The following is a 26,893-nucleotide window of genomic DNA, read 5'->3' on the forward strand; positions in this document are numbered from 1 at the left end:
GGGGGCGTGACGCCTCCCGTGCGCCCGAACGCCGCCCGGCCCCGGGCCGCGTGACGGCGCCGGTGACCCCGATTCACGCGATGGTGTGATCACATCCCGTCACACGGATGGCCCGGTGGGCCCACGGGTAGGGCCCGGCCATGACGCAGCCGTTCGAACTCCCGCACTTCTACATGCCGTACCCCGCGCGGCTGAACCCGCATCTCGACGAGGCGCGTGCCCACTCCACCCAGTGGGCACGCGCCATGGGCATGCTGGAGGGCTCCGGCATCTGGGAACAGTCCGACCTCGAAGCGCACGACTACGGGCTGCTCTGTGCGTACACCCATCCCGACTGCGACGGCCCGGCGCTCTCCCTCATCACGGACTGGTACGTGTGGGTGTTCTTCTTCGACGACCACTTCCTGGAGGCCTTCAAACGCACCCAGGACCGCGACGGCGGCAAGGCCCACCTGGACCGGCTGCCGCTGTTCATGCCCCTGGACCCGGCGACGCCCGTACCCGACCCGGAGAACCCCGTCGAGGCGGGACTCGCCGACCTGTGGGCACGCACCGTGCCGTCGATGTCCCCGCACTGGCGGCGCCGGTTCGCCGTCGCGACCGAGCACCTGCTCAACGAGTCGCTGTGGGAGCTGTCCAACATCAACGAAGGACGGATCGCCAACCCCGTCGAGTACATCGAGATGCGCCGCAAGGTCGGCGGCGCACCCTGGTCCGCCGGTCTGGTCGAGTACGCGACCGCCGAAGTGCCTCCCGCCGTGGCCGGGTCGCGGCCGCTGCGGGTGCTCATGGAGACGTTCTCCGACGGCGTCCACCTGCGCAACGACCTGTTCTCCTACCAGCGCGAGGTCGAGGAGGAGGGCGAACTCAGCAACGGCGTCCTGGTGCTGGAGACCTTCTTCGGCTGCACCACCCAGGAGGCGGCGGAGACCGTCAACGACATCCTCACCTCGCGGCTGCACCAGTTCGAGCACACCGCGCTCACCGAGGTCCCCGCGCTGGCCTTGGAAAAGGGCCTCACCCCGGACGAGGCCGCCGCGATCGGCGCGTACGCGCAGGGCCTCCAGAACTGGCAGTCCGGTGGCCACGAATGGCACATGCGGTCCAGCCGCTACATGAACCAGGGCGCCCGCACCGGCCACCGCTTCGGACCCTCCGGGCCCGGCATCTCCGCCGCCGATGTGCGCGCACTGCTCGCCGACGCCGGGGCCGAGCGACTGCGCGCCTACACCCACCTCCCCTTCCAGCAGGTGGGGCCCTCGCTGATCCCCGACCTGCGGATGCCCTACGAGCTGGAACTCAGCCCGCACCTGGACGGGGCCCGTCGCAGGCTCACCCCCTGGGCACAGCGGACGGGCATCCTCGCGGAGGGCGTCTGGGACGAGGACAAGCTGCTCGCCTACGACTTCCCGCTCTGCGCGGCAGGTCTAGACCCGGACGCGACCCCCGATGGGCTGGATCTCAGCTCCCAGTGGCTCGCCTGGGGCACATACGGCGACGACTACTATCCGCTCGTCTTCGGGCACCGGCGCGACCTCGCGGCGGCGAGACTGTGCACCGGGCGGCTGTCCTCGTGCATGCCGCTCGACGGCGAGGAACTCCCGGTCCCGGCCAACGGATTGGAGCGCGCGCTGATCGGCCTGTGGGTGCGCACCACCGCCGGCATGACGCCCGACCAGCGGCGCGCGCTGCGCGCCGCCGTGGACACGATGACCGAGAGCTGGCTGTGGGAGCTGTCCAACCAGCTGCAGAACCGCATCCCGGACCCCGTCGACTACCTGGAGATGCGCCGCGCCACCTTCGGCGCCGACCTCACCAAGAACCTGTGCCGCATGGGACACGGCCCCCAGGTGCCGCCCGAGGTGTACCACAGCGGCACGGTTCGTGCCCTGGAGAACGCGGCCATCGACTACGCGATGCTGACCAACGACGTCTTCTCGTACCAGAAGGAGATCCAGTACGAGGGGGAGATCCACAACGCCGTCCTCGTCGTGCAGAACTTCTTCGGCTGTGACTACCCGACGGCCGTACGGATCGTGGGCGACCTGATGAACCAGCGCATGCGGCAGTTCCAGCATGTCGCCGCCCGTGAACTGCCCGTGCTGTACGAGGACTTCGCCCTCTCCCGCGAGGCCCGGGCCGTCATGGACGGGTATGTCGTGGAACTCCAGAACTACATGTCCGGCATTCTGAACTGGCACCGCGGCTGCCATCGCTACGGCGCGGCCGACCTGGCCCGGCGTGCCCACGGCTTCGTCCCGGACCTGGCGCCGGCCGTCGGACGCCGGCCGGCGCCGGTGTCCCACTGACCGCACCCGGACCGCCGCGGCGAACACCACGAGGGTTTCCGCGGCGTCCCGCGCACCTCGGCGCGACCCGTCACCCGCCGGTTCCGGCCGGAAGAGCGTGGCGAAGGAGAGGGGACGGCCCGGGACTTCGGCGATCCGTACCCGGCCGTCCCCGTAGTGTCCGCCGAACCGCAGTTCGTGGGCGCGCAGCGTGTCGAGGTGCCGCGAGGGCCCGTATGCGCAGAGGTACCGCTTCACGGTCCGCTCGGCGCCGATCACCGACCGGGCCGGCGGCCCGGCCGGATGAGGACCACGCCTCGTGGCCCACCGGCGAACAGGCGAGGGGCCAGATGAGGAGGTCGTCGGCGTCCGGGTCGTTTCCGGCGAGCGCGACCGGCGTCCGGTGGCCCCCACCACAGCGGGCGAACGGCTCCTGGAAGACGCCGGGCCGCTGCTGGTGCGGCTGGACGCCGCCCGTGCCGACATCGTCCGGACGGTGGCCGCGCCCCCGTCCGGAGTCACCCTCGCGGCCACGCCGACCGTGTTCACGCCGCATGTCCTGGCCGCGCTGCCCGCCGCCCCCGGCGATCCGCTGCGGCTGCCGGAGTGGCGCCGTCGACCACCGAGGCGCCGGGGAGGAGCCCGTGTGCGTCGTCCCGCCGCGGACCCATCCGCTCGCCGGGCTCGCCGGGCTGCGGCTCGGTGACCCCCGGCCGACGCGCGCCGGCTGGACGCACGGGACGCGGGTCTGCCACTCGCCCGGCTCAGTGCCGCCGCCGGCAGCGCGGGCTTCCGGCCGGCCCTGCGGCACGGGGGCGCCGTTCTGCGGACCCTCCTCGCGCGGGCGGCCACCGGCCACGGCCTGGCCCTGGTGCCCCGCTCAGCGGCCACCGGGGTACCGGCACGGTCTCGGTCCCGCTCACGGCACCGCGCGTCGTCCACCGCACGGAACTGTGCTGCACACCGGGACGCCACGGGAGGCTGCGGCGACCCTGGCGGAAAAAGCCCGTCGCCCGCGCCACCGTCTCACTCGTTCGAGGATCGTGAGGGGGCGACGCGAGGGGTAGGGCTCTGCCGGAGCGAAGGGGAGGTGAGTCATGGAACGGGGCAGGCGCCTGACGATCCTGCTGTGCGCCCTGGTCGTGGGGGTGTTCGTGGTGGTGTCGGGGGCGGGACTCGGCACGGTGGGCGCCACGGTGGTCGGCATGAACAGGCTCGGAGACCTGAAGCGCCGCGCGGCGGCACACGGGCCGTCCGTGTCCGGGGCCGCCGGCCGGTCGCGGGCCGCCGCGGGCACGCCGATGCGCACCACCCCCACCACGGCGCCCTACGACAGCGCGCGCGGCGCGGCCCTGTCGCCCCCGCGGGCCACGCTCGGTGTCGAGGCCGTGGACTGCGCCTGCGGCGGCGCGCTCCTGGTCGGCGTACGCGTCCCGGGACCGGGCCACACGGCCGGTCTCGTGCGAGGCGATGTCGTGCTCGCCGTCGACGCGACACGCCTCGGCTCGGCCGCCGACCTCGCGCGGGCGTTCGCCGCCGTCCGCCCCGGCACCACCGTCACCCTCGCCGTGCGCCACGCGAACGGCGCCCGCCTGCGCCTGACCGCGACTCCCGGTGTCCTCACCTGAGCCTCGCCGCCGCTCGTGCGCAACTCCCCGGGGGCGCCGCGCGCCGTCATGGTCGCGATGGGCTCGCGTCCGTCCCGGCGGAAGGGCAGGATGCTGCCCGTAGACCCTGGGAGGACCCGCACCCGCGGAGGTTATGGATGACCGGCACGCCCGTCCCGCCCGGCAGAGGCGGCCCCGCACCCTTCACCGCCGAGGACTACGCGGTCCGTATGCGGCGTGCCGCGGAAGCCGCCGACGCGGCCGGGCTCGCCGGGCTGCTGATCGCCCCCGGGCCGGACCTGGTGTGGCTGACGGGGTACCGGCCGGTGGAGACCGAACGCCTCACCCTGCTGGTGCTGCGCGCCGGACACGACCCCGTCCTCGTCGTGCCCACCCTGGAGGCGCCCGACGCGGCGAAGGCGGCCGGAGCGCCCGCCCTGACGCTGCGCGACTGGACCGACGGCAAGGACCCGTACGAGGCCGCCGCCTCCGTGCTGCGGCCCGACGGCCGCTACGGCATCAGCGACAACGCCTGGGCCCTGCACCTGCTCGGCCTGCGCGAGCGGCTCCCGGACGCCGGGCACGTCGCCCTCACCCGCGCCCTGCCGATGCTGCGGGCCGTCAAGGACGCCGCGGAACTCGACCGGCTGACGGCCGCCGGAGCGGCCGCGGACGCGACCTACGAGGAGATCAGAAAGGTCCGCTTCGCAGGCCGCCGGGAGCGGGAGGTCGCCGCGGATCTCGCCGGTCTGCTGCGGCAGTTCGGGCACACGCAGGTCGACTTCACCATCGTGGCCTCCGGCCCCAACGGCGCCAATCCGCACCATGAGGCCGGTGAACGCGTCATCGAGCGCGGCGACATGGTCGTCCTCGACTTCGGCGGCCTCAAACACGGCTACGGCTCGGACACCTCCCGCACCGTCCACGTCGGCGAACCGACCGACGAGGAGCGCACGGTGCACGACCTGGTACGTGCGGCCCAGGAGGCGGGCTTTCGCGCCGTCCGGCCCGGTGCCGCCTGCCAGGACGTGGACCGTGCGGCCCGCGCGGTCATCGCCGATGCCGGGTACGGCGAGTACTTCATCCACCGCACCGGACACGGCATCGGCGTCACCACACACGAACCGCCGTACATGATCGAGGGGGAGGAGCAGCCCCTCGTTCCCGGTATGTGCTTCTCCGTGGAGCCCGGGGTCTATCTGCCCGGCCGCTTCGGTGTCCGGATCGAGGACATCGTGACGGTGACCGGGGACGGCGGGCGCCGCCTCAACAACACCCCCCGCGAGCTGGCGGTGGTGGACTGAGAGGGCACGGGCCGGCCGCGCCGCGACCGCGAAGCGGAGACGGCCGGCCGCCCCGGCACCAGCAGCCCCAGCACACCCCCGAGACGACAACGGCGCGATCATGACCCAGGCACCGACACCGACGGCGGAGACCGTACGCCGACTGGCCCGCTCCCTGCTCCCCGAAGAGGCCGGACCGGATGTGGCGCCCGCCGCCGAGGGCCCGGGGCACTCCACCTGGTGGGTCGGCACACGCCATGTGCTGCGGCTGGCCACCGACCGCGACGCCTCCGCCCGCCAGCGGCGCGAACTGCGGCTGCGCGCCCTGGTACGGCCGCACACCGGTGTCGCGGTGCCGACGAGCGTCGCGCAGGGGGAGTGGGCCGCCGGCCTCGCCTACACCCTGGACACCCGGCTGCCCGGCACCACCGTCGAGGAACCGGACATCTCCGCGGTCGGCGAGGCGGACCTCGCGGCGCTGCTCACCGGGCTGCGCGAGGTACCCGTGCGTCAGATCGAGGCGCTCGGCGTGCCCCGTCTCCCGCCCCGCCCCCTGGAGGCGCTCCGGGCCGCCGCCGCGAGCGCCGCCGCCCGCCTCGCCGAGGCCGACGAGTTCGACCCCGCGCGCCTTGCCCAGCTCACCGCGCCCGCCGCCCGCCAGCTGGTCCCGCAGCCCGGCGCCGCCATCCTGGTCCACCACAACCTCGGCGGCGACCACCTCCTGGTGAGCGGCGACGGGCGGGTGCGCGGCGTCCTCGGCTGGACAGACGCGGTCATCGGCGACCCGGCCGAGGACATCGCCTCCCTCGCGGTCGCCGTCGGCGCCCCCACGGCGGTGCGCGCCGCGACGCTCGCGGGCTACGGTGCCCGCCCCTGTCTGCGCGGCCTGTGGCTCGCCCGCTGCGACACGCTCACCCGCCTCGCCGACGGGCTCGACGGCCGCGACCCCACCCCGCCGCCCGTCCTGCGCGCACGGCTGCGGCGCGCATGGGAGGCGATCATGCTGGAGCGGGTCACGGAACTTCCGGACGACGAGACGCCGTAGGCACGACGAGACCCCGGAGGCACGACGAGACCCCGGAGCACGACGAGACGCCGTAGGCGCCCGCACCGCGTGAGCCGTCCGTCCGGCACCCGCGGCCCCGTCACCCGGGTCCCGGCCTCGTCATCCCTGTGTCAGCACCACGCACGACTCACCCGGCAGGTGCAGCACCCCCGCCTCGTCCGGCGGCTGTACGGGCTCCCATGCCGCCAGCACACGCGCGTGCGGGAGGCCGAGGGGGATCCGCGCGGCTTCCTTGCCGAGGTTCACGGCGACCCGGACGTCGCCGCGGCGGAAGGCGAGCCAGCGGGCGTCCTCGTCGTAGGCGACCTTCACGTCCTCGAGGTCGGGGTCGGTGAGGTCGGGCTGGTCGCGGCGCAGGGCGATCAGCTCGCGGTACCAGGCGAGCACGCGCGCGTGGGGCTCGCTCTCCGGCTCGGACCAGTCGAGGCAGGAGCGGTCGCGGGTGGCCGGGTCCTGTGGGTCCGGCACGTCCTCCTCCGCCCAGCCGTGGGCGGCGAACTCCCGGCGTCTTCCCCGCCGTACGGCCTCGGCCAGTCGGGGATCGGTGTGGTCGGTGAAGAACTGCCAGGGCGTCCCCGCGGCCCACTCCTCGCCCATGAACAGCATCGGCGTGAACGGTGCGGCGAGCACCAGCGCCGCCGCGCACGCCAGCAGCCCGGGGGAGAGGGACGCCGACAGCCGGTCGCCGAGGGCCCGGTTGCCGACCTGGTCGTGGGTCTGGGCATAGCCGAGCAGGCGGTGTGCGGAGAAGCGTGTGCGGTCCAGCGGGCGCCCGTGCCGCCGGCCACGGAACGTCGAGTATGTGCCGTCGTGGAAGAAGCCGCCCGTCAGTGTCTTGGCGAGGGCCGCGAGGGGCGCCCGGGCGAAGTCCTCGTAGTAGCCCTGCGATTCGCCGGTCAGCGCCGTGTGCAGCGCGTGATGGAAGTCGTCGTTCCACTGGGCGTGCACACCGAGTCCGTGCTCCGCGCGCGCAGTGACGACCCGGGGATCGCCCAGGTCCGACTCGGCGATCAGGAAGAGCGGCCGGCCGACCTCGGCGGCCAGCGCGTCCACCGCCGACGACAGCTCCTCCAGGAAGTGCAGCGAGCGCGTGTCGTGGAGCGCGTGCACCGCGTCCAGGCGCAACCCGTCGAGCCGGTAGTCGCGCAGCCAGGCCAGCGCGCTGCCGATCAGATATGCGCGCACCTCGTCCGAGCCCGGCGCGTCCAGGTTCACCGCGGCGCCCCAGGGGGTGTGATGTGTCTCGGTGAAGTACGGGCCGAAGGCAGGCAGATGGTTGCCGGAGGGGCCGAGATGGTTGTGGACCACGTCCAGCACGACCCCGAGACCGAGTTCGTGGGCGCGGTCGACGAACCGTTTCAGCGCCTCGGGTCCGCCGTACGGCTCGTGCACCGCCCACAGGCTGACGCCCTCGTAGCCCCAGCCGTGCCGACCGGGGAACGGGCACAGCGGCATCAACTCCACATGGCTGACCCCCAGTTCCGCAAGGTGCTCGAGCCGCTGCGCCGCCGCGTCCAGCGTGCCCTCGCGGGTGTACGTCCCCACATGCAACTCGTACAGCACCGCGCCGGGCAGCCCGCGCCCCGCCCACTCGGCACGCCACGAGTACCGCCCCTGGTCGACGACCGCGCTCAGGCCGTCCGGACCGTCCGGCTGGCGGCGCGACCGGGGATCGGGCAGCACCGGGCCGTCGTCCACGGCGAACCCGTACCGGGTTCCGTCCCCGGCCTCCGCCTCACCGGTCCACCACTCCGGCCGCTCCGGATCGCGCACCAGCGCGCGCGTGACGCCGTCGCAGTGGAGCGTCACCCGGGTCGCCTGCGGTGCCCACACCTCGAACTGCACGGACGGTTCCCCCTCGTCTGCTCATCGTGATGTAGCGCGTCCATGGTGCTTCATCGCAGATCAAAAGGCCGCCGGATCCACCCTTTTGACACGCGCGAAGGCTCCCGACGGCGCCGCCGGTCGTTTTGTCGTTTCCTGGACAGCGAAAGCCGACTGACCGACAATCACCTCCGTGACGTCGTCTTTCGAGTTCCATACGTACCCCGCGCGGCTCTCGGACGCCGAACGCGACAGGGCGCTGAAGGTGCTCAGCGACGGTGTCGCCCTGGGGCGTCTGTCGCACGACACGTTCCTGCGGCGCATGGAGCTGGCACTGGTCGCCCGGCAGCCGCACGAGCTGGCCGCGCTCACCGCCGACCTCACCACCGAAAAGCGCTGGGCGCGCCTTGTCTTCGGAACCGTCGAGGCCGTCTCCGGTTTCACCGTGCGGCTGCGCCGCGCCTGGCAGGCCGAGCGGCTGCCCAAGCTGCTGCTGCCGAGCCCGGGCAACCCCTATCCGCTGCGGATCGGCCGCGACCCCGCGAGCGGCCTCAGGCTCAGCCATGAGACGGTCTCCCGCGTGCACGCCGAACTCCGGCACCAGGGCGGCCTGTGGGTGCTGCGCGATCTCGGCTCGACCAACGGCACCACCGTCAACGGCCGCCGGGTGATCGGCGCCGCGGTCGTCCGCGACGGCGACCAGGTCGCCTTCGGGACGATGACCTTCCGGCTCGCGACGGAGTAGCCCGGCCACCGTGCCGGGCCGCAGCGGGCCACCGGGCCCGCCCTGCCGCACCGCGCCCCGTTCCGCCACCGCGCCCCGCTCCGCCGTCCGGGTGCCGTCCCCACTCCACCCCGTCCCGCGTGCCCCCGCGGTGTTGACGTAGCCTCCCGGGCCGTGACTGACTGTGCGTACACCGTGTACACCAGGTGAACCGACGGCACCACATAGTGGAGGTGTGCCCTGTCGCCACTCCTCCGCTACCCGACCGTGGACGAGCTCGGCGCGCACGCGGCCGCGCTCGTCGCCCGCCGGCCCGGTGACGCCAGACTGCGCCGCGTGGGCACGTCCCGGGGCGACACGCCCCTGTGGCTGCTCTCCGTCGGCCACGGCGGCCGCCACGCCCTCGTCGTCGCCGGTCCCCACGCCAACGAGCCCGTCGGCGGAGCCACCGTCCTGCGCCTGGCCGAACGGGTGCTCTCCGACCCCCGCCTGGGCGACGGCACCGACACCACCTGGAACCTGCTGCTCTGCCTCGACCCCGACGGCGCGCGCCGCAACGAGGGCTGGCTGTCGGGCCCGTACACCCTCGGCCGGTACTTCCGGCACTTCTTCCGGCCCGGCTTCCTGGAGCAGCCCGAGTGGCTGCCCGACGGCGCGGAGCGCGCCGCCCTGCCGGAGACCCGCGCCCTGCTCGACCTCCAGGACGAGCTGCGGCCCTTCTTCCAGTGCTCCCTGCACGGAGTCGACGTCGGCGGCGGATTCGTGGAGCTGACCCGTGACCTGCCGGGCATCGCCCAGCGACTCGCCCAGGCCGCCGCCCGGCTCGGCATCCCGCGGGAACTCGGCCCCTACGACACCCTCTACTGGCCGACCCTCGGGCCGGCCGTGTACCGCATCCCGCCGCCCCGTCGGGGAGACCTGGCCGCGGCGATCACGGAGGCCGCGGTCGAGTCGACCTGGTTCCACCCGCACCGCTACGGCACCGTCACGGCGGTGGTGGAGGCGCCCATGTGGGGTGTGACCGCCGTGGAGGACGCCTCCCCCCTTCCGGACCCGGAGGCGGTGCTCCGGGCCGTCAGCGGGACGCTGCGCCGCGACACCCGGCGGCTGGCGGGATTGCTGGACCGTATCCGCCCCCATCTGGCCACCGTCCCGGACGCCGACCGGCTGCTCGCCCCGGTGGACGACTACTTACTGGTCGGCCCCGGACTCGCCGACTCCTGGGACCCCGACGTCTACGGCGCCGGACAGCGGCCCCTGCCGTCGCTGGACACCGCCCGGCTGACCGCACTCGGGATCTCCGGGCGCCGCGTCGCACTGCGCACCGCCGGACTGCTCCACCAGCTCGCCCGGGCCGCCGGGCCCGCGGCGGCCGGGGTGCTGTCGGAACTCGACGGGCTCATCGACGACTGGTGCGCCGACTACGTCGACGGTTACCGGGCGCGCTGGATCCCGGTCGCGCGCCAGGCCGAGTACCAGGCGCGTGTGGTGCTCGCCGCGGTCGAACTCGCTCGGCGGTACACGCCGGTGCGCTCCCGTTCGGGTGAGGGCGGCTGGGGTCCGGAGGCCGCGGTGCCGATGCATACGGAATGACGACGAAGACCACCCGCGCCCTGCGCGGCGCCCTGATCGCCGCGGCAGCCCTGCTTCCCGTGGTGCCGGCCCAGGCCGCACCCCGGCCGGCCGTCACCGGCAACTGGCTCTATCTGACCGTCACCAACGGAGACGACCGCTCCCGGGACATCAACGGCACGCTGCTGCTGTGCGACCCGCCGCGGGGCCACTCCCAGGCCGCCCGGGCCTGTGCGGAACTCGAGGCGGCGCAGGGGGACATCGGCCGCATCCCGGCCGGTCACTCGCTCTGTCCGATGCTCTACGCCCCCGTGACCGTGTCCGCGCGCGGCGAGTGGGACGGCCGTCCGGTCGAGTACAGCCACACCTTCGCCAACAGCTGCGAGCTCCAGGCGAGAACCGGGGCGGTGTTCGCCCTCACGGACCGAGCGGTTCCGGGCGTACGGCACCCGGTCGTACCCGGCGTACGGCATCCGATGGTTCCGGGCGTACGGCAGTGAGCCACGCCCCGCGCGCGTGTCCGGTGCCGGTCACGGCACGCGCGCGGGGGTGCCCGGACCCGGTCCGCGGTACGCCGTGCCTCACTGCCCGGCGACTCGCTCCAGCAGCGCAACCGGCAGCCTCCCGAAAAGGTCCGCCACGCGCGTGTGCCCCTCGAACCGGCGCTCGGGGGAGAGCACATCCCTCCACGGGCCGGGCGGCAGGGTCAGGGACGTGTCGCGCCAGCCTCCCGCCTCCGCGAGCCGCAGCGACAGCCGGGTGACCGCCGTGAGCACCTCCTGTGACCGTACGAAGGCCACGCAGTGCGCGGCGGCCGGACCCTCGGCCCGGAGCGGTGTGTACGTCGCCCGCGAGCCGAAGAGCTCCGGGCGCCGCCGGCGCAGCCGCAGCGCGGCCCGGGTGAGTTCCGCCTTGTCCGAGGACGGCTCCCGGGGCTCGAACGGCTGCCGGTTGTCCGGGTCGACCAGTGCCCGGTACTCGTCTTCCGTGCCCTGGTAGACGTCCGGCACTCCCGGCATCGTCAGCTGGACCAGCGCGGCCCCGAGGACGTTCGCCCGGATATGCGGCGCGAGCGCGTCCCGGAACTCCATGACGGACTCCCCGGGGGCACCGCACGGCCCCTGGGCGACGAACGCCGTCACCGCCTGCTCGTAGGCCGGTTCCTGCTCGGTCCACGTGGTGTGCAGCCCCGCCTCCCGCACATGCTTGAGCAGTGCCCCGCACAGTCGCTCGCGGTCGGCCCGGCCGAGCCCGAAAAGCGTCTGCCAGGCGGCCCACGCCAGATGCGGGTCGGGCCCGGTGCCGCCCGCGCGGGTCACCTCGGCCAGCACGTCGGCCCAGCGCTCCGGGCACTGGGAGAGCACCGCGACCGCGGCCCGCACATCCGCGCTGCGCTTGGTGTCGTGCGTGGACAGCACGGTCCCGCCGACGGGCCAGTCGCGCTGTACGCGCCCGCAGTACGCGTGGAAGTCCTCCGGGGCGACGGCCGGGGCGCCGGGATCGCCGCCCACCTCGTTCGCGGACAGCAGCGGCACATAGCGGTAGAACGCCATGTCCTCCACGGACTTGGCACGCAGAGCCGACGCCGTCTGCGCGAACCGGGCCCGGAACTCGGCGTGCCCGGGCCCGTCCCCGGCCCGCCCCAGCACCAGGTCCCGTACCGCGGTCACCGCGTGGGCCTCCTCGGGCACGGTGAAGGCCGCGCGGGCCTCGGTGGCGGCCTCCTCGGTGACGACCGCGGCGGCGTCCTGCGAGGAGTACGGCCGGTACACCTCCAGGCGGACGAGGAGTTCGCGCAGCGCGGTGCGCAGCGCCCAGGGTGCGTGGTCGCGCAGCGCGGCGTCCGGGGACGTCCCGCACAGGCGGCTCGCCACGCGCGTGAGGCGGTCCACCTCGGCCGCCAGCTCGTGGGTGACCACCCGGTGCGCGGCGCGCCGCACGGTGGAGGCCCAGTGCCCGCCGCCCTCGCCCAAGGGGCCCGCGAAACGCCGGTAGTGGCCGAGCAGGTCCCCGGCGCCCACGGGGTCCGTGAACAGCCCGTCCACCCGGCGCAAGGCGTCGTATCCGGTGGTGCCCGCGACCGGCCAGGCGGAAGGCAGATGCTCGTCCGCCGCGAGGATCTTCTCCACCACGGTCCACCGCCCCCCGGTGGCCTCGTGCAGGCGGCGCAGATACCCTTCCGGGTCGGCCAGCCCGTCCGGGTGGTCCACGCGCAGACCGTCGATCACTCCCTCGCCGAGCAGCCGCAGGAGTGTCGCGTGGGTCGCCGTGAAGACCTCCGGGTCCTCCACGCGCACCCCGATGAGCTCGGAGATGGTGAAGAACCGCCGGTAGTTCAGTTCCGTACGGGCCAGCCGCCACCACACCGGGCGGTACCACTGGGCGTCGAGCAGCTGCGGCAGCGGCAGCGTCGAGGTGTCCTCGCGCAGCGGGAACACATGGTCGTGGTAGCGCAGCACGTCCCCGTCGACCTTCAGCTGCCCGCTCTCCTCGCCGAGCCGGCGCCCGAGCACGGGCAGCAGCACCTGGCCGCCCCCCGCCTCCCAGTCGATGTCGAACCAGCGTGCGTACGGCGACTCGGGCCCCTCGCGCAACACCTCCCACAGGGGGCGGTTGTGGCGCGGGGAGGCGGCCATGTGGTTGGGCACGATGTCCACGACCAGGCCCAGACCGTGCTCCCGGGCGGTGCGGGACAGGGCGCGCAGACCCGCCTCACCGCCGAGTTCCTCCCGTACGCGCGCGTGGTCGACGACGTCGTAGCCGTGCGCCGACCCGGGGACGGCCTCCAGGACGGGGGACAGATGCAGATGCGAGACGCCGAGTCGGGCCAGGTACGGCACGGCCGCCTCGGCCGCACCGAACGGGAACTCCGGCTGAAGCTGAAGCCGGTAGGTGGCCGTGGGCACCGGCGGGGCGGGAGGCTCAGGTGTCATGGAAAGCTACGTACCCGCCGCGCCGGCTTTCGTGCCGGGGACGCGCCGCCGGGCGCGTCCGGCCTCGCCTAGGCGGGCCGCTGCAACACCACCAGGCTCCGGTCCACCAGTGTCAGCCGGCCCCCCGCCGCGATCTTGTCGCCGGTGCCCGGTGCCAGCCCCTCCGGGACGGAGGTGTCGACGACGACCTGCCACTGACGCCCGTGGTCGACCGGCACCACGAAGTCCAGCGCCTTCGGCGAGGCGTTGAACATCAGCAGGAAGGAGTCGTCGGTGATGCGCTCCCCGCGCGGGCCGGGCTCGGAGATCGCGTTGCCGTTGAGGAACACGGTCAGCGCGCTCGCCTGCGCCGATGTCCAGTCCCGCTGGGTCATCTCCTGGCCCTGCGGGGTGAACCAGGCGATGTCGGACAGCTCGTCGTGCGTGCCCTGTACCGGGCGGCCGTGGAAGAAGCGGCGCCGGCGGAAGACCGGGTGGTCCCGGCGCAGCCACACCATCGCGCGCGTGAACTCCAGCAGTTCGCTGCCGTCCTCGGGCCACTCCACCCAGGACAGCTCGTTGTCCTGGCAGTACGCGTTGTTGTTGCCCTGCTGGGTCCGCGCGAACTCGTCGCCGTGGCTGAGCATCGGCACGCCCTGGGAGAGCATCAGCGTGGCGACGAAGTTCCGCATCTGCCGGCCGCGCAGCTCGAGCACCGCCGGGTCGTCGGTGTCGCCTTCGGCCCCGCAGTTCCAGGACCGGTTGTAGTTCTCCCCGTCGCGGTTGTCCTCGCCGTTGGACTCGTTGTGCTTGTCGTTGTACGCGACGAGGTCGTGCAGCGTGAATCCGTCGTGGCAGGTCACGAAGTTGATCGAGGCCAGCGGCCGGCGGCCGTCGTCCTGGTAGAGGTCCGAGGAGCCGGTCAGCCGGGAGGCGAACTCCGCGAGCGTGCGGGGCTCGCCGCGCCACAGGTCCCGTACGGTGTCGCGGTACTTGCCGTTCCACTCGGTCCACAGAGGCGGGAAGTTGCCCACCTGGTAGCCGCCCTCGCCCACGTCCCATGGCTCGGCGATCAGCTTCACCTGGGAGACCACGGGGTCCTGCTGGACCAGGTCGAAGAACGACGACAGCCGGTCGACCTCGTGGAACTGCCGGGCCAGCGTCGCCGCGAGGTCGAAGCGGAAGCCGTCCACGTGCATGTCGGTGACCCAGTAGCGCAGCGAGTCCATGATCAGTTGGAGTACGTGCGGGGAGCGCATCAGCAGGGAGTTGCCGGTGCCGGTCGTGTCCATGTAGTAGCGCGGGTCGTCCGTCAGCCGGTAGTACGAGGGGTTGTCGATGCCCCGGAAGGAGAGCGTCGGGCCCAGGTGGTTGCCCTCGGCGGTGTGGTTGTAGACGACGTCCAGGATGACCTCGATGCCGGCCTCGTGCAGCGCGCGGACGGCCGACTTGAACTCCAGGACCTGCTGGCCGCGGTCGCCCCAGGAGGCGTAGGCGTTGTGCGGGGCGAAGAAGCCGATGGTGTTGTAGCCCCAGTAGTTGGCCAGGCCCATGTCCACCAGACGGTGGTCGTTGACGAACTGGTGTACGGGCATCAGCTCCAGCGCCGTGACGCCAAGCTCGGTCAAGTGTTCGATGATGGCCGGGTGGGCGAGCGCCGCGTAGGTACCGCGCAGCTCGTCGGGGAGCGCCGGGTGGCGCATCGTCAGGCCCTTCACATGGGCCTCGTAGATCACCGTGCGGTGGTACTCGGTGTGCGGCCGGCGGTCGTCGCCCCAGTCGAAGTAGGGGTTGATCACCACGGACGCCATGGTGTGGGGCGCCGAGTCGAGGTCGTTGCGCTTGTCGGGGGAGCCGAAGGGATAGCCGTACACCTCCTCGCCCCACCGCACGGTGCCGCTGACGGCGCGCGCATACGGGTCGAGCAGCAGCTTCGCCGAGTTGCAGCGCAGCCCGCGGTCGGGGGCGTACGGGCCGTGCACCCTGAATCCGTACCGCTGGCCGGGCATCACCCCGGGCAGATACGCGTGACGGACGAACGCGTCGGTCTCCCGCAGCTCCACCGCGGTCTCCGAGCCGTCGTCGTGCAGCAGACACAGCTCGATCCGGTCGGCGGTCTCCGAGAAGACCGCGAAGTTGGTCCCTGCGCCGTCGTAGGTGGCGCCGAGCGGATATGCCTCTCCAGGCCAGACCTGCATGGACACGACTCTCCCGGTTGTCCTGGCCCCGTGGGGCGCCCTGAAGCCGAGTCTTCCCCGAAAGCGGGGGAACCTCCTATGACTTGCATCCCTCTTAACAGCCGACCAGCGCATACGGGGTATTGCGCAGCCAACCGGGCGACCGCGTATGCCGAACCAGTGGGGCTCAAGCCACTCCCAGTGACACAGGGGGAGTAGGGGGAAATGTGCGCAGAACAGTGCGCCGCCACCTGGGCAAGGTAGTGGCGGGTGCGGCCATCGCGGTGACGGGGACCGCCGTGATGGTCGGGATCACGCTTCCGGACTCGGTGTCGGCCGAGGAATCCGGAGCCCGGGGCGGCGGACTCGCCGCCCGGCAGGCCGAGGGCCGGGGGTAGGAGGCGGTGGCGCCGGGTGTCGTCGAACGGGCCCCCGCCGAGGGGGCGAAGGGCAAGGGCGGCGATCCGCTGACCGACGACGAGATCAAGCGAGCCGAGCGCATCGCGCTGACCCGGCCGCAGTTCGCCGCCGGCGAGGACGTCGAGGGCAGGAAGCGCCCGCAGCGGCTGACCGTCGACCTCGCCGAGCCGGACCCGGACCACCTGGACGACCCGCACGCGCCGCGCCGCGCGGACGTGACGTTCTACGACTACAAGGACGACGCCCTCGTCACCAGGACCGTCGATCTGGAGACCGGGAAGGTCGAGCGGACCGCCACCCAGCACGGAGTGCAGCCGCCCCTCGTCCCCGACGAGAACGCCGAGGCGGCCAGGCTGCTGATCGCGGACCCGCTCGGCGCGGGCCTGAAGGCCGACTACAAGGACGCCACCGGCAAGGACCTGACCTCCCCCGGCCAGCTGATGCTCACGAGCATCGTCTACCGGGCGTCCCCCGGAGCCCAGCCGGCCGTGCTCGACCGGTGCGGGCAGCACCGCTGCGTGCGGCTCTTCCCGAAGGTCCCGAACGGCTCCTGGATCGACAGCCGCTCCTTCGTGATCGACCTGAGCGCCCGGAAGGTCGGCAGGCTCTCCTGAGCCACGCGCGCCGCCGGCCGGACGGAACCTCACCCCGGGCCGTGCGTGCCGTCCGAGCTTCCTCACCGCTCACCTTCTCGCTTCCTCTTTCTCGCTTCGTCTTTCTCGCTTTGTGCAGGAGGAGTCTCTTCGTCATGCGCGTGAACAGAATCGGCCGTGCCCGCGGGCGCGCCCTGACCGGCCTCCTGGCGGCCGGGCTGGCCTTCGGCGGCACGGCGGCCGCACCGGCCGTCGCCCTGCCCCGGGCCGCGGCCCAGCCGGCCGCCGAGTGCAGTGCGGCGTACCGGATCGAGCAGAGGCTCTCCACCGGCACCACCTGGCGGATGTGCTGGCGCTACGACACCCACGCCGGTCTCGTCCTGGAGCGTGTCTCCTATCAGCCGCCCGGTGAGACCCGCCCGATCAAGGTCCTCAACAGCGCGCGGCTCGCCCAGATCGACGTGCCCTACGACGACGGATCGGTCGAGTACAGCGACCTGACCGGCGCGGGCTTCGCGCAGGGACTGTCCGCGATGACGCCCGCCGAGTGCCCCGGCGGCACCATCAAGGCGGTCAAGGTGCCGAACGCTCCGGACCCGCGGCACCCCAACGTCAACGGCCTGTGCACGACGACCCGTTCGCGCGGCCACGCCTACCGTATGCAGAGCGACACCGGAAACAAGGTCTACCAGGCCCAGGGCAAGGACCTGTTGATCTACACCGTCAACAAGGTCGGCTGGTACGAGTACATCACCGAGTGGCGCTTCCAGGACGACGGCACGGTCAACATGAGCATCGGCGCGACCGGCAGCCTCTCGCCGTTCGACTACGACGCCGGCGACGGCCGTGGCTGGCCGATCGGCAAGGGGGCCAGGGGTTACGCCACCAGCCACAGCCACAACGTCTTCTGGCGGCTCGACTTCGGCCTGGACGGCTCCTCCGGGAACCGCGTCGAGCAGTACGACTCCCGGGTCAGCCCGCCGGCCCGCGGCGCCCAGGCGCCGAGCAACAAGACCACCCGCACGGAGATCACCAAGGAACTCGCCGGCGATGCCCAGAACATGCGCTGGTGGCGGGTCGTCAGCGACACCGGCAAGAACAAGGACGGCCACGCGCGCTCGTACGAACTCGTCCCCGGCGCCAGCAGCAAGTACCTCGGGCACGACTTCACCCGCCACGACGTGTACTTCACCGAGTACAACAGGTGTGAGCAGTTCGCCAGCGACAACCTGGGCGGCTGCGGCCGCGGGGCGGGCAAGTCGGTCGACACATGGGTCAACGGACAGACGCTCACTCACCCGGTGGTGTGGGTGAACGTCGGCTTCCATCACATCGCGCGCGACGAGGACCAGCAGCCCATGCCGGTCCACTGGCAGGGCTTCTCGATCGCTCCGCGCGACGTCACGGCTATGAATCCCCTCACTCCGCCGGCTCTGGCGGGCCAGAACGGGCGTGCGCGATCCGGTAGTTGAGAAACGACCCTGTCCATCCGGCTGCATCCCGCCGCTCTCCCGGAGTAGTCTTCCTTGATCGTTGGCTGGGGCCTGGCCCCTGAGGAGGCTCGGGGGAGCGGAAGGCGGTGCGCGGGTGGGCTCGGGAGGGCTGGAGCTGCCCCCTGGTGACGAGGGTCATGAGGGGAACTCCGCGGAGGTCCCGCCCGCGGCGGTGTCCCTGGCACGGCCGATGGAAATGGGATCCATCGGACCGGAACTGGACTGGAACGCCGAGGCATGGCGCGAGGTGCGGACCCGCGCCCAGCGGGCGGGGCGCGCCTATATCTGGCTGAATCTGGTCGAACAGCGGCTGCGCGCGGTCGTGGCCGCTGTTCTCCGGCCCATCTACGAACCCGTCCACGGCGACGACTGGGTCGTCGCCGCGGCCGGGCCGGCCGGTCAGGAGTGGGTGCAGCGGGCGGTGGCGGTACGCGAAGTCAGCCGCCGCAAGGGCTACTTGCTCGACCCAGCGGATGACAACGTCCTCAGCTTTCTGACGCTGCCGCAGCTACGCGAGCTGATGGTGCAGCACTGGCCGTGCTTCGAGCCGTACATAGACGAGCGCCGTGACGTCGAACTCGCCCTCGACGAACTCGAAGTGACCCGGAACGTGGTCTCGCGCAACCGGGCCCTGTCGGAGGCGGTGCTCGCCCAGGCCGAACGCGCCTCCGCCCGGCTCCTGGAGATCCTCGGTGCGGGCGGCGACGTGCCCTCCGCGCGCCGGCTGCCCGTGGACGCGGTCGAGGACCTGGTGGGCGATCGGTACGCGGACGTGGTCGCCGTCCATCCGGACCGGGTGCGGCTGCTGCGGCAGTTCCCCGCCGAGGACATCTTCGGCGGTGCCCGCCGTCTCGACGCCATCGGCATCGGCCTGAACCTGCTCGTGCAGAACTTCTCCGGGCGCCGTCTGGTGCGCCTCGCGGAGTCGGGCTGCCGGGTGCGCCTGCTGTTCCTCAACCCCGCCTCCAGCGCGGTCAAACGGCGAGAGCGCGAACTCGGCATCCGGAAGGGCGAACTGAGCCGGGCCGTCGAGATGAACATCCTGCATATGCGCCGGGTGCGCGCCAGGCTCCGCGACCCCGGCGCCTTCCAGATCCAGGTCTTCGACGAGACGCCCCGCTTCACCGCGTACCTGGTGGACGGGGACGGCACCGACGGGATCGCGGTGGTGCAGTCCTATCTGCGCCGCAGCCGGGGCATGGAGGCGCCGGTGCTGGTGCTGCGCAACGGCAACCGGGTCGTCAAGTCGGAGGAGGTCGACGAGAGCGGTCTCTTCCCGACCTACCGCGAGGAGTTCGAACTGGCTTGGGTGGATTCACGTCCTGTGTCCTGAACCATCCCATATGGAGCGCCGGCAGTAGGCGAGCGGAGCGCGGTCCTCGGATTGTCAGTGGTGCATGCGAAGGTGGAGCCCACTGGGGGAAAGCACCACCGAGAAGGGGGGCCGCCATGGCCTGGCACCGAGAGCTGCTGATCGGCTTCGACCTGGAGACGACCGGGACGGATCCGTATGAGGCGCGCATCGTCACGGGGGCGGTGATCGAGGTCAGGGGCGGGCAGCCGCTCGGCCGCCGGGACTGGCTGGCCGACCCGGGCGTGGAGATCCCGGCGGACGCGGTGGCGGTGCACGGGATGAGCAACGAGCGGGCGGCCGCCGAGGGCAGCCCCGCCGACCGGGTCGCGTCTCAGGCGTCGCATCCGGTAGCAGAGTGCCGGGTTCCGGCCCACGCCGGAACGGAAGTCGCGTGACGAGCTGGGTAACTGAGCCCTTGGTGGCCTTCGACCTGGAGACCACGGGTACGGACGTCGAGACCGACCGCATCGTCACCGCGGCGGTCGTGCGACTGGAGCCGGATGGGGCCGTCTCGGCGGAACGGACTTGGCTGCTCAATCCCGGGGTGGTCATACCCGAAGAGGCTTCGGCGATCCACGGCATCTCGACGGACCATGCCCGCGAGCACGGGGTCTCGGCTTCGTCCGCAGTCGAGGCGATCACACAGGCCGTCGCCGAGGTTCTGCACTCAGGGACACCTCTGGTCGTGATGAACGCGCGCTACGACTTGTCGTTGCTGGATCGTGAGTGTCGGCGGTACGAGCTGGAGTCGATCAGCGAGCGACTGGGCAGCGTGCCCTCGCCGGTCATCGATCCCCTGGTCATCGACAAGCATGTCGACAAGTACCGGAAGGGTAAGCGTGCCCTGCATGCGTTGTGCGCGCATTACGGCGTGTCGCTCGAAGACGCGCACAATGCGAGGGCGGACGCGGTGGCTGCCGCCCGTGTGGTGCGACGTATGGGCGAGAAGTACCAGCCCGTCGGGACGATGTCCTCGACAGACCTGCATGACCTCCAGGTGCGTGCGGCGGCCGCGCAGTCAGCTTCTCTGCAGGCATACCTGCGGCGGACCACGAACCCCACGGCAGTCGTTGAGTCGGCTTGGCCGGTCATCCCGCGGAGCCGATAGGCCGGGCTGGTCAAGGCCCTTCGTGCGCGAGAGCCTGCAGGTGGGAGAGAGCGATTCGCCGTCGGGTGGGGTCGACGGCGAGAATCTTCACGACGAGAGGTTCGCCGACCCGTATCACGTCCTGGGGGTCGGCAACGGGTTCCGCGGACAGCTCGGTGTTGTGTACGAGTCCTTCGAGGCCATCCTCTCGGTCTTCGATACGGACGAAGGCGCCGAACGGCACAAGTTTGGTCACGACACCGGTCACAACCTGGCCGACCTGCTGCATGAACTGCGGCATCGGGTCCGCCTGCAGTGCCTTCAAGGACAGCGGCACACGCTCTCTCACCATGTCGACATCGAGGACCACGGCCGAGATCTTCTGCCCGACGGCGACGACGTCGGACGGGTGATTGATGCGCCTCCAGGACAGCTCTGGAATGTTGATCATTGCGGTGAAGCCGCCGATGTCGACGAAAGTGACGCCGAAGCCGGCGATCTCCGTGACCGTGCCGGTGACGATCTGCCCGCGGCGGAGAGTCTTCAGAAAGGCCCAGTTCCGGTCGCTGGGTGTCTGCTCGGTCCTCCACCGGGCCCGCAGCACGCCGTCACTGTCTGGCATAACAGCGGTGAACAGTGGGTGACGTGAGTCGACGTCGAGGGGCAGGGCGGCAGCAGACCGAGAGCCCACCACCTGGGCTGCCAGAGCCTGATACTCGGTTTCGTCGGCGATCGTGCTGGTGATGGCCCCGTTCCCGTCCTCCCAAACGACTTCCACCGGGCCTTCGTCGGGGAGCGCGGCGAGAACGGCATCGACGTCGGTGGACAGGTCCGGCCAGACAGTCAACTTGGAGCGTGGGGTGAGCTTGGCGCGTACCGCGTCGACGGTGTTCTCCGTGAGGCGGTGCCAGCGGGAGGCGTTGTCGACGTACCCCTCCTCCAATATGGCTGCTTGCCGCATCGCGATGGACCAGCGCAAACGGGACCAGAAGTGCTCGTCGGCGGGGCGCTGTACGCCAGGCTCGTCCAGTTCCGCCTCGTAGGGCGATGCCTGCAATCGCTCAGGGAAGAGCCCGAGTGCCCGGGTGCGTTCATGGGCGCTCTCGCAGGGCTTGTCGCTGCTGACGTAGACGTACTGGTCCCAACCGACGTGGACGGCGAATTCGTCCTCGACCTCCAAACGGCACCAGGCGCCGTTGTCGCGGAGCATTGCCCGCACCAGCTCCAGGCCGACGGAGAGTGAGATCTCCGCGCCGTCGTGGAATCCACTGAGATCGGGTGGGAAGAGCCCGCCCAGGCCGTGGCCTTCTATGGCCGGTTCCAGGCCGAAGTGGGCAACGCCGGCGATCTGCGGCTCGCGAATGGTCAGGTGGTCGATGCCGGTCGCCGCTGCGAAGGCGGCGACAGACTGCAAGTAGGCCGACTCCACCGCTCCGTGGTCGCTGGTCGGCTCCTCCACGCCGATGTAGTGACCGTGCTCGTCGCGATCGGCGGGGTCGTACTTGGTGATCTGATAGACGAAATGCGGCACATTGCTCCCTGCGGTGTTGACGATGCACGCTCCTCGTGACCGAGGAGCGTGGGGCGGGATGGGCCGGCGCATTACCACCTCGCCCTGCCGCCAAAGAGGATCACCGTCGAGATCACCTTCTGCAAGCGGGATACCGGGCCGCAGCAGGCTCAACCGATCAGCGGCCCCGCCGCCACCCGAAGATCGCGGCGCTGGGCCCGGCGGAGCTGCACCGCCGCCAGATCGAGTGGCACGCGGACTGGGAGGCGGACTTCCAGGCGTTTCTGCGCCGCAAGGGAGACACGGAGGCAGTGGTGGACGGGGCCCGGCCGCTGCGGGAGGCGGCGGCCCACAAGGTCTGAGGGGGACGCGCGGGCTCAGAAGGAATACCAGCGCACGGTCTCGTCCCCGTCCCGCAGGGACGCCACCCGCCGCTCGAACTCGGCGAGGGCTTTGGGGTTGCTCGGAGCGTGTTGCGCGACCCAGGCACAGCTGGCGGTCTCGCGCACCCCGCGCAGCACGGAGCAACCCTCCCACCCCCGCACGTCCCAGCCGTACGTCCGGGTGAAGGAGTCGTACGCCTCGGCGGGCAGTCCGTAGCGGTCACGGGTCAGGGCCATGACCACCAGATCGTGCTCCCGCAGGTCCACGGCGAAGGTCTCCAGGTCCACCAGAACCGGTCCGTCCGGGCCGACGTGCACATTGCGGGGGAGCGCGTCGCCGTGGATCGGGCCGGGTGGCAGATGCGGCGTCAGAGCCGCCGCCGCGGCGGCGAACCCGTCCCGGCGCTCGCGTAGATACGCCGCGTCCTCCGGGTCGATCGCGTCGCCCGCCAGGCGCAGCCAGCGCTCCACACCGCCCAGCAGCTCGCGGGGCGGCAGATCGAAGGAGGGGGAGGGGAGCGCATGCACGATCCGCAACAGACCGGCCAGGTCCCGCGGCTCGGCGGGGCGTACGGGATCGGGGAGCCGGTGCCACAGCGTCACCGGGTGGCCGTCCACGAGGAGCGGCCGGGGGTCGGCGGCCCGTACCGCGGGGACGCCCTTCTCGGCGAGCCAGACGGCGATGTCCAGCTCCCGCCGCGCCCGGTCCAGGAGTTCGGCGTCGCGGCCCACCTTGACCACCAGGTCACCGGCGGCGAACACCGCGTTCTCGCCCAGGGCGAGGAGCCGCGCGTCCCCGGCCGGGCGGGGCAGCACGCCCGCCGCCGCCAGCACCTCGCGCGCCGTTGCCTCGTCCATCCGTTCGCCTCCGTGCCTCGACGCGGTCCTTGACGCCCTCGCGAACGACCGCTGACCACACACCCGTGGGGCGCACTGCCCGGCCGCCCGGCCGCCCCGCCCTCCGGCCGTCAGTCTCGCATCACCGGCGTCTCGGCCCGGACGCGGCCGGTGGCTCCGGCGGGAGGGCGACGTCTCTCCGCGGGCCACGGTCGCCGGTGGGCACGGCAGCGTGGCCGGGGTGGGGCCACCCCGGCCACGTGTGCCCTCACGGGGAGGTGATCAGACCCCGACCTTCTCCCCTTCCACCGCCGGCGGCTGAGGCGGCGTGGCCGTCGGGGCCGACTCGTCGTGCGTGAGGTCGGGCAGCCGGCGCAGCCACTTCGGCAGGTACCAGTTCCGCTCGCCGAGCAGGGCCATCACCGCCGGGAGCAGCACGCCCCGGATGACGGTCGCGTCGATGAGCACCGCCGCGGCGAGGCCCACACCCATCTGCTTCATGGACTGCATCGACAGCGTGCCGAAGATCGCGAAGACGGCGACCATGATGACCGCGGCGCTTGTGACGACCCCCGCCGTGGTGACCACGCCGTGCGCGATGGCCTCCTTCGTCGTACGGCCCCGCAGACGTGCCTCCCGGATCCGGGACACCACGAACACGTGGTAGTCCATCGACAGCCCGAACAGGATGACGAAGAGGAACAGCGGCAGCCAGGTGACGATGGCGCCCACGCCATGGGCGCCCACCAGCGACGCGCCCCAGCCGTGCTGGAAGACGGCGACCAGGATGCCGTACGCCGCGCCGACCGACAGAAGGTTGAGCGCGATCGAGGTGACCGCGATCGTCAGCGAGCGGAAGGACAGAAGCATCAGCAGGAAGGCGAAGACCACGACGAACGCGAACACCGGGACCACCGAGCCGACGAGCTGGTCGTTGAAGTCGTGCGAGCCCGCGACCTGCCCGGTGATCGGCGCCTGCACCCCGTCGACCTTGCCGAGGGTGTCCAGCCGCACCGTGTCGCGCAGCAGCTCCAGGCTCCTGCCCGCCTTGTCCAGGTCAGAGCCGCCGACCAGGGGTACGGAGATCACGGCCACGTTCTGCGCGTCGTGCAGCCGGATGTCGACCGGACCCCGCGAGGCGCCCGAACTGATCGCCTGCGTCCGGAAGTCGGCGAGCGCCGCCTTCACGTCGGGGGCGTTGATGTCCTTCGCCCGGACGACGACCTGGGCCGGCTCGGAGCCGCCCGGGAAGGCGTCGTTGACACGGTTGTACGTGGCCACGATGGGCAGCGTGTCGCCGAACTCCTGATCCATGGTCAGGTTCTGCGTCTTCATGCCGAGCGCGGGCGCCGCGACCGCCAGCAGCGCACCCGCCGCGACCACCAGCGAGACGGCGGGCCTGGCGAGGACGACCTTGAGCACGGCACCCCACACCCGGCTGCCCTCGCCGGAGGACCGGGCGCCGTTGCCGCGCCGCTTGTCCGGGTGCAGGAACGGAAGACGGCCCTTCTCCACCCGCTTGCCGAGCAGGGACAGCAGCGCGGGCAGCACGGTCACCGAACCCACCATGGCCACCGCCACCACCATCAGGGAGGCCAGACCCATCGCCTCGAAGGTGGCGATCCCCGTGAAGAGCATGCCCGCCATGGCGACGCACACGGTGACACCGGAGACGATGACGGCGCGCCCACTGGTCGCGGCGGCGATCTGCAGCGCGGCGCGCGGATCCCGGCCGGCCGCGCGCTCCTCACGCTCGCGCCGCAGATAGAACAGGCAGTAGTCGACGCCGACGGCCATGCCCACCAGCAGCATCACGGAGTTGGCGGTGTCGCTCATCGGCTGCAGATGGCTGACGACGCCCATCAGACCCATCGTCGCCATGATCGCGGTGATGGCGAGCGCGACCGGGAGCAGCGCGGCGACCAGCGCGCCGAACGCGATCAGCAGGATGCCGAGCGCCACCGGAACCGCGGAGTACTCGGCCTGCTTGAAGTCGTCGCCGAAGGCGTCTTTGAACGTCTTCTGCATGCTGGCGCCGCCGATCTCCTCGATCCGCAGCCGTCCGTGCTCCTTCTGGACCCCGGCGACGGCCTTCAGCACCGGCTCGACCCGGTCGCCCGCGGTGTCCGCCTCCCCGCGCATGTCGAACTGCACCAGCGCGCTGCGGCCGTCCCTGGAAATGGTCTTGGTGTCGTACGGAGACGTCACATTCGTCACCCGCCCGGTGCCCTCGACGGCCCGCACGACCGCGGTGACGGCCGAGCGGAACCCCGGGTCCGTGGCGGTGGTCCGGCCGTCCCTGGCCTGGATGAGGACGGTCTCACCGGCCGGCTGCTCGATGCCCGCGTCCTGGATGATCTGTGCGGCGGTGTGTGTCTCGCCCCCCATCTGGTCGCTTTCCTTGACGTCGACGCGGCCGGCCGCCGAGCCGACGGCCATGGACAGGACGACGAACAGTACCCAGATGCCGACGGCAGCCCATCGGTGCCGGGCGCTCCAGCCGCCGGCCCGCGCGGCGATGCCCCGCACCCGTGTGTCTCCGTTCCCCATGACGGGCTTGCCCCCTCGTGTGCGGGTGACGGCCCCCTGCCGCCACCGTTCGCTTCGACGGTAGGGCGGCACAAGGACCCCCACGTCGTGCTCGTCGGTGAACCGCGCAGCCTCCGTCTCCTCCCCTCGGACCCCGCCGCCTCACCATCGGGGAGGAGAGCGACCCCTTACACCTAGTCCGGGTTCTCAGGGCCCCGCATCGGGGTCCTCGTCGCCGCTCTATGGTGGGCGGGTGACGACGAAGTACGCGGCGCTGCTGCGCGGGATCAACGTGGGCGGCAGCAGAAAGCTCCCGATGGCCGATCTGCGCGCTCTCATGGAGGGGCTCGGCTACGGCGAAGCCCGCACCTACCTCCAGAGCGGCCAGGCCGTCTTCGCCTGCGACCACGGTGACGAGGAGTCCCTGGCCGCCGAGCTGACCGGGGCGATCGAGCAGCGCTTCGGCTTCCCGGTCGATGTGCTGGTCCGCGACCACGCCTACCTGACGTCCGTGCGCGACGCCTGTCCGTTCCCCGCGGACCGGCTGGAGGCCAGGCAGCTGCACGTCACCTACTTCTCGCGACCGGTCGACGCCGAGCGGTTCGCCGAGATCGACCCGGCCGCGTATCTGCCGGAGGAGTTCCGGCTGGGCGACCGCGCCCTCTATCTCTACGCCCCCGACGGGCTCGGCCGGTCCAAGCTGGCCGAGTTCCTCTCGAGGCCCCGGCTGACCAAGGGGCTCATCGCCACCACACGGAACTGGAACACCGTCGTCAAGCTGGTCGAGCTGACCGCCCAGGCAGGGTGACCGCAGCGTCCTCGCCGACCGGTTCGGCGACGACGCCGTCGTCCCGTGCTCCCCAGCCGGTCTCCTCGCGCCGGTGAGTCGAGACCGCCCGGCCGGCAACCCCTGGTGAACCGCCCGTACGCACCCACACCGGCGCCCCTGTCCGGGGGGCTCCACGCCGCCTCGGTGGGGTCCCGTCTAGGGGGCGGTTAAGGGTAGGGGCCGCGCAGCGCCATGCGTACCGTCATTCATGCCCGCGTTGATTCCCGGCAGTGGTCAAGCGCGGTGAAAGCCGGCTGTTTTCCGGCGTCTTGAAGTCTTCGGCCAAGCAGAAGCAGGCGCGTGACCTCTGTGGCGGACGCATTGCTCGTGCGCTGTCCGTCGCGTGCCGAACGGGGAGGAAAGTCATGGACGCATCGGCCCGAGCTCTGCCCGACGTGGGCGGCC

18 protein-coding genes and 3 pseudogenes are annotated in these 26,893 nt (G+C 72.0%); 15 read left to right on the forward strand and 6 right to left on the reverse strand.

Annotated elements, in window-relative coordinates:
- The first annotated feature begins 140 nt into the window (after positions 1 to 140).
- The 5 genes from cyc2 to LZ604_RS08930 all read left to right on the forward strand — a co-directional run bounded on the left by cyc2 (position 141) and on the right by LZ604_RS08930 (position 6,223).
- Positions 141 to 2,309 carry a germacradienol/geosmin synthase Cyc2 gene (gene cyc2, locus LZ604_RS08905; protein WP_234513951.1) on the forward strand — a complete coding sequence of 723 codons (2,169 nt, stop codon included), beginning with the start codon at positions 141 to 143 and terminating at the stop codon, positions 2,307 to 2,309.
- Between the two features lie 298 nt (positions 2,310 to 2,607).
- Positions 2,608 to 2,994 carry a LysR family transcriptional regulator gene (locus LZ604_RS35995; protein WP_308283571.1) on the forward strand — a complete coding sequence of 129 codons (387 nt, stop codon included), beginning with the start codon at positions 2,608 to 2,610 and terminating at the stop codon, positions 2,992 to 2,994.
- Between the two features lie 391 nt (positions 2,995 to 3,385).
- Positions 3,386 to 3,916: a PDZ domain-containing protein gene (locus tag LZ604_RS08920; protein WP_234513952.1), complete on the forward strand. Its 531-nt coding sequence runs from the start codon at positions 3,386 to 3,388 to the stop codon at positions 3,914 to 3,916.
- A 137-nt stretch (positions 3,917 to 4,053) separates the two neighbouring features.
- Entirely contained in the window at positions 4,054 to 5,199 is a 1,146-nt protein-coding gene (locus LZ604_RS08925) for an aminopeptidase P family protein (protein WP_234513953.1), read from the forward strand.
- A 100-nt stretch (positions 5,200 to 5,299) separates the two neighbouring features.
- Positions 5,300 to 6,223 (forward strand): aminoglycoside phosphotransferase family protein, encoded by a 924-nt coding sequence (locus tag LZ604_RS08930; RefSeq protein ID WP_234513954.1) that lies wholly within the window; start codon positions 5,300 to 5,302, stop codon positions 6,221 to 6,223.
- Positions 6,224 to 6,343: 120 nt separating this feature from the next.
- Here LZ604_RS08930 and treZ read toward each other — a convergent pair whose 3' ends face one another.
- Positions 6,344 to 8,089, reverse strand: a complete 1,746-nt coding sequence (gene treZ / locus LZ604_RS08935; RefSeq protein ID WP_234513955.1) for a malto-oligosyltrehalose trehalohydrolase — start codon at positions 8,087 to 8,089, stop codon at positions 6,344 to 6,346.
- A gap of 172 nt (positions 8,090 to 8,261) precedes the next feature.
- Between treZ and LZ604_RS08940 the strand changes: the two genes are divergently transcribed.
- The 3 genes from LZ604_RS08940 (at position 8,262) to LZ604_RS08950 (ending at position 10,864) form a co-directional block, all read left to right on the forward strand.
- Positions 8,262 to 8,813 (forward strand): FHA domain-containing protein, encoded by a 552-nt coding sequence (locus tag LZ604_RS08940; protein ID WP_234513956.1) that lies wholly within the window; start codon positions 8,262 to 8,264, stop codon positions 8,811 to 8,813.
- A gap of 246 nt (positions 8,814 to 9,059) precedes the next feature.
- Positions 9,060 to 10,385, forward strand: a complete 1,326-nt coding sequence (locus LZ604_RS08945) for a M14 family zinc carboxypeptidase (protein ID WP_234513957.1) — start codon at positions 9,060 to 9,062, stop codon at positions 10,383 to 10,385.
- Positions 10,382 to 10,864, forward strand: coding sequence for an SSI family serine proteinase inhibitor (locus tag LZ604_RS08950; protein ID WP_234513958.1), 483 nt, complete (start codon positions 10,382 to 10,384; stop codon positions 10,862 to 10,864). Before LZ604_RS08945 ends, LZ604_RS08950 begins: the two co-directional genes overlap by 4 nt.
- Before the next feature lie 81 nt (positions 10,865 to 10,945).
- Here the strand turns inward: LZ604_RS08950 and treY are convergent, their stop codons facing one another.
- Together treY and glgX are read right to left on the reverse strand one after the other, a co-directional pair.
- Positions 10,946 to 13,297: a malto-oligosyltrehalose synthase gene (gene treY, locus LZ604_RS08955; RefSeq protein ID WP_234513960.1), complete on the reverse strand. Its 2,352-nt coding sequence runs from the start codon at positions 13,295 to 13,297 to the stop codon at positions 10,946 to 10,948.
- A 68-nt stretch (positions 13,298 to 13,365) separates the two neighbouring features.
- Complete coding sequence (gene glgX / locus LZ604_RS08960) at positions 13,366 to 15,474, reverse strand: glycogen debranching protein GlgX (RefSeq protein WP_234513962.1); 2,109 nt, start codon at positions 15,472 to 15,474, stop codon at positions 13,366 to 13,368.
- 206 nt (positions 15,475 to 15,680) lie between these two features.
- Here glgX and LZ604_RS08965 point away from each other — a divergent pair.
- The 5 genes and pseudogenes from LZ604_RS08965 to LZ604_RS08985 all read left to right on the forward strand — a co-directional run bounded on the left by LZ604_RS08965 (position 15,681) and on the right by LZ604_RS08985 (position 20,421).
- Positions 15,681 to 16,487 (forward strand): annotated as a pseudogene (locus tag LZ604_RS08965) (Tat pathway signal sequence domain protein).
- Positions 16,488 to 16,621: 134 nt separating this feature from the next.
- Positions 16,622 to 17,938 carry a copper amine oxidase gene (locus LZ604_RS08970; RefSeq protein ID WP_234513964.1) on the forward strand — a complete coding sequence of 439 codons (1,317 nt, stop codon included), beginning with the start codon at positions 16,622 to 16,624 and terminating at the stop codon, positions 17,936 to 17,938.
- A 115-nt stretch (positions 17,939 to 18,053) separates the two neighbouring features.
- On the forward strand, positions 18,054 to 19,292 hold the full coding sequence (locus LZ604_RS08975) for a DUF5919 domain-containing protein (RefSeq protein ID WP_234513965.1): 1,239 nt from the start codon (positions 18,054 to 18,056) through the stop codon (positions 19,290 to 19,292).
- Positions 19,293 to 19,408: 116 nt separating this feature from the next.
- Positions 19,409 to 19,642, forward strand: a pseudogene (locus LZ604_RS08980) (exonuclease domain-containing protein); the annotation flags it as partial.
- Between the two features lie 62 nt (positions 19,643 to 19,704).
- A complete protein-coding gene (locus LZ604_RS08985; RefSeq protein ID WP_234513966.1) occupies positions 19,705 to 20,421 on the forward strand; it encodes an exonuclease domain-containing protein in 717 nt (238 codons plus the stop codon).
- Between the two features lie 10 nt (positions 20,422 to 20,431).
- On the opposite strand, the gene LZ604_RS08990 is transcribed toward LZ604_RS08985, so the two are convergent.
- On the reverse strand, positions 20,432 to 21,931 hold the full coding sequence (locus LZ604_RS08990; protein WP_234514002.1) for a S1 RNA-binding domain-containing protein: 1,500 nt from the start codon (positions 21,929 to 21,931) through the stop codon (positions 20,432 to 20,434).
- A gap of 167 nt (positions 21,932 to 22,098) precedes the next feature.
- On the opposite strand from LZ604_RS08990, the pseudogene LZ604_RS35665 reads away from it, so the two are divergent.
- A pseudogene (locus tag LZ604_RS35665) lies at positions 22,099 to 22,272 on the forward strand (3'-5' exonuclease); the annotation flags it as partial.
- Between the two features lie 15 nt (positions 22,273 to 22,287).
- On the opposite strand, the gene LZ604_RS09000 reads toward LZ604_RS35665, so the two are convergent.
- Both LZ604_RS09000 and LZ604_RS09005 read right to left on the reverse strand, forming a co-directional pair.
- The gene (locus LZ604_RS09000) at positions 22,288 to 23,151 is read right to left on the reverse strand and encodes a phosphotransferase enzyme family protein (protein WP_234513967.1); all 864 of its coding nucleotides are present in this window, start codon (positions 23,149 to 23,151) and stop codon (positions 22,288 to 22,290) included.
- 261 nt (positions 23,152 to 23,412) lie between these two features.
- A complete protein-coding gene (locus tag LZ604_RS09005; protein WP_234513968.1) occupies positions 23,413 to 25,680 on the reverse strand; it encodes an MMPL family transporter in 2,268 nt (755 codons plus the stop codon).
- Between the two features lie 232 nt (positions 25,681 to 25,912).
- Here LZ604_RS09005 and LZ604_RS09010 point away from each other — a divergent pair, with 232 nt between their 5' ends.
- Positions 25,913 to 26,467, forward strand: coding sequence for a DUF1697 domain-containing protein (locus LZ604_RS09010; RefSeq protein ID WP_234513969.1), 555 nt, complete (start codon positions 25,913 to 25,915; stop codon positions 26,465 to 26,467).
- The last annotated feature ends 426 nt before the right edge of the window (positions 26,468 to 26,893 follow it).

This window comes from Streptomyces glomeratus (assembly GCF_021462825.1).
GTDB classification, from domain to species: Bacteria; Actinomycetota; Actinomycetes; order Streptomycetales; family Streptomycetaceae; genus Streptomyces; species Streptomyces glomeratus.

Excerpts from the sequence above, each read along its gene's own strand:
- cyc2 (WP_234513951.1), top strand. The coding sequence starts at position 141 with ATGACGCAGCCGTTCGAACTCCCGCACTTCTACATGCCGTACCCCGCG.
- LZ604_RS08920 (WP_234513952.1), top strand. The coding sequence starts at position 3,386 with ATGGAACGGGGCAGGCGCCTGACGATCCTGCTGTGCGCCCTGGTCGTG.
- LZ604_RS08925 (WP_234513953.1), top strand. The coding sequence starts at position 4,054 with ATGACCGGCACGCCCGTCCCGCCCGGCAGAGGCGGCCCCGCACCCTTC.
- LZ604_RS08930 (WP_234513954.1), top strand. The coding sequence starts at position 5,300 with ATGACCCAGGCACCGACACCGACGGCGGAGACCGTACGCCGACTGGCC.
- LZ604_RS08950 (WP_234513958.1), top strand. The coding sequence starts at position 10,382 with ATGACGACGAAGACCACCCGCGCCCTGCGCGGCGCCCTGATCGCCGCG.
- treY (WP_234513960.1), bottom strand. The coding sequence starts at position 13,297 with ATGACACCTGAGCCTCCCGCCCCGCCGGTGCCCACGGCCACCTACCGG.
- glgX (WP_234513962.1), bottom strand. The coding sequence starts at position 15,474 with ATGCAGGTCTGGCCTGGAGAGGCATATCCGCTCGGCGCCACCTACGAC.
- LZ604_RS08970 (WP_234513964.1), top strand. The coding sequence starts at position 16,622 with ATGCGCGTGAACAGAATCGGCCGTGCCCGCGGGCGCGCCCTGACCGGC.
- LZ604_RS09000 (WP_234513967.1), bottom strand. The coding sequence starts at position 23,151 with ATGGACGAGGCAACGGCGCGCGAGGTGCTGGCGGCGGCGGGCGTGCTG.
- LZ604_RS09005 (WP_234513968.1), bottom strand. The coding sequence starts at position 25,680 with ATGGGGAACGGAGACACACGGGTGCGGGGCATCGCCGCGCGGGCCGGC.